Consider the following 2575-nt stretch of genomic DNA (forward strand, 5'->3'; position numbering starts at 1 on the left):
ATAAATATATATTAATATTTTTAGATAATATATTTTTTAAATTATTATTATCTAATTTATCAAAACAATCTTTTGCGAAAATATAATGAGTTATACATCCAGGCATTTTATTACCTCCATTATTAAAAATATCTTATTTATAATGTGTATTTTTCTAATATACATACATGAAATAATAGGGTACCTTAATATAATTTACTAAGAGATGAAAATTTATCTAAGTAGGTGTTATATGAGGGTAGAAGTTATCGATATGGAGCAAACAAAAAATGAAGCTAAAAAGTATATATTAAAGAAAATACCTTTAGTAAGCAAAGTATTTCAATTTAATAGTGTTATAGGAGATATAAAATTAGAATATATAGAGTTTAAAGTATTGATATATGAGGTCATAAGTAAGAAAAAAAATAATAAAATATTTAGAAATGAAACTAAAAAAGAAACTATAACAATGTTAGTTAATACTTACAATGGTCATAGTGAATCTATAGATAAAATTCCTAATACTTTAAATAAATATATTTCTAAATCTTGTATAAGAAAAAGCAAAATAAATGAAGATGATTTAGTTAATGTTGTAAAGAAAGAAATAATAACTCGGCTAACTGATAGATTAAGGTATGATAGTATTGATAAAGTCACTATACAAATTAATATAGTAGATATTAAGAGTATATATAAGCCTTACTGGATAGCTGATTTTAGAGGTCGAAATATATTTATAGATCCTTAAAAAGGATACCTCATAATATGAGGTATCCTTTTTATATTAAATTTAATTTTTATCTTTATTTTTAGTTAAGTAATCTAATGTTTTTAAAGAATAGCCTTCTTCTTTCCAATGAGTTATAACTTCATCTAATATTTCAGTGTTAGTTTTTGAGTTTGGATGAAGTAAAACTATCGCACCGGGATGAGTTCTTGTATATATTTTATCCTTTGCATATTCATGGGTTGGTTGCTTATCGTTATACCAATCTACATACGCAAAACTCCAAAATATAGAACTATATCCCAAGTCTTGAGTATACTTTAATGACTGCTCGCTAAATTTACCCATAGGAGGTCTAAAGTATTTAGGCATATCTTTACCAATTAATTCCTTATACGCATCTTCTACACCAGTGATTTCTGATTTGAATTTTTCAAAATCAGTAATTTGAGCCATAGATAAGTGATTTTTAGAATGATTACAAACTAAATGACCTTCATTTACCATTCTTTTTATTAGTTCAGGATTATTTCTTATATAACTTTCAACTACGAAAAAATGAGCTTTAACATTATGCTTTTTTAAGGTATCTAATATACTTTCAGTTGTTCCGTTTTCATATCCTGCATCAAATGTAAGATATATTACCTTTTCATTTGGATCTCCAACATAATATGAGTTATATTTACTGAAGAAAGAAGCTTCTTTTATAGGTTCTGGTTGTTTTCCATCATTTCTTGGATTAAAATACCAGTTATATTCATAAGTAGCTGATTGTGGATCTGAAATCCTAGCTTTAGATTTATTTAATAGATATAAATTACCGCTAACTGCTACTGCACATATGATTGCAAATAAGCCTATAAAAAGATAACGTTTAGAGCTAGAGTTTTTGATTTTCATAAGAATCACCTCTTTATAAGTTTAAAGTACAAAACTATTACTTATTAAATACATCATTTATTAATTTATAAAAAAATTGTTTATCAGCTATTTGAATAGATTGAATTTTATCATCTTTAGTATATAAAACTACAGCTGATTTATAGTAATTAGCTAAGTCATTTCCATTAGTTTTGTTTGTGGAGCTAATATTATTATTTAAAGGATTTACAAGACCTAACTTAGCATTTTCATTAGAACTATAGTTAGGATGTTTGTATTGGTCCTTATGAATTACATCGTGATTAACAAGTGGATAAAAATAAAGTGTATCAGATTCATTTATAGTAGATGCAACAAAGTTAGCAGACTTTAATTTATAGGTATTATTAAAATTAGATATTGGTTTTCCTACAAATTCTTTTTTTGCATTATCTATTGAAAAATCATTATAGCAGATAGCTCCACGATTTTTAAAGAAGCTTACTTTATAATCAGCATTAGATATATTTGAAGCTGAAATAACATTATCTAAATTATCTATTTTATATGGACCATAAAGGGCATCTTTAACAACACCATCTTCATAATATATATGAAGATAAGAATTGCTAGATTGGTTATCATTATAAGAAGCTAATAAAGACACATCTTCTTTTAAATCTTCAATTGAAATAGAATTAATGTTTTTACTTTTTAACTTATCTGCATCTATGTAATACGTTGCATAATAAGGACTTCCTAATGATTTTTCTACATCTGCAGCATTGGCATTTATTAATTTATCAATATTTAATGAAGATTGATGTATTACTTTATCTGAAGAGGGTTGATTGTAATTCATAGTACATCCAACTATTGATAAAGAAATAAGAACTGGCATAAACAGTATAGATTTTTTCATGATTAAATAGATCTCCTTTCTATATATTTTATATTTAGTATTTAGAATATAAAAAAAAATATACGTATGAATGAAAG

3 protein-coding genes are annotated in these 2575 nt (G+C 24.8%); 1 reads left to right on the forward strand and 2 read right to left on the reverse strand.

Features of this window, described 5'->3' with window-relative positions; translation table 11 throughout:
- Positions 1-232 precede the first annotated feature (232 nt).
- Positions 233-733, forward strand: coding sequence for a hypothetical protein (locus tag Q5F54_RS12890; RefSeq protein ID WP_281538061.1), 501 nt, complete (start codon positions 233-235; stop codon positions 731-733).
- Positions 734-775: 42 nt separating this feature from the next.
- On the opposite strand, the gene pdaA is transcribed toward Q5F54_RS12890, so the two are convergent.
- Positions 776-1615 (reverse strand): delta-lactam-biosynthetic de-N-acetylase, encoded by an 840-nt coding sequence (pdaA, locus tag Q5F54_RS12895; protein ID WP_330578070.1) that lies wholly within the window; start codon positions 1613-1615, stop codon positions 776-778.
- 37 nt (positions 1616-1652) lie between these two features.
- Complete coding sequence (locus tag Q5F54_RS12900) at positions 1653-2498, reverse strand: hypothetical protein (RefSeq protein WP_281538060.1); 846 nt, start codon at positions 2496-2498, stop codon at positions 1653-1655.
- Positions 2499-2575: the final 77 nt, after the last annotated feature.

It is taken from the genome of uncultured Romboutsia sp., from assembly GCF_958366745.1.
In the GTDB taxonomy this organism is placed as follows: domain Bacteria; phylum Bacillota; class Clostridia; order Peptostreptococcales; family Peptostreptococcaceae; genus Romboutsia; species Romboutsia timonensis.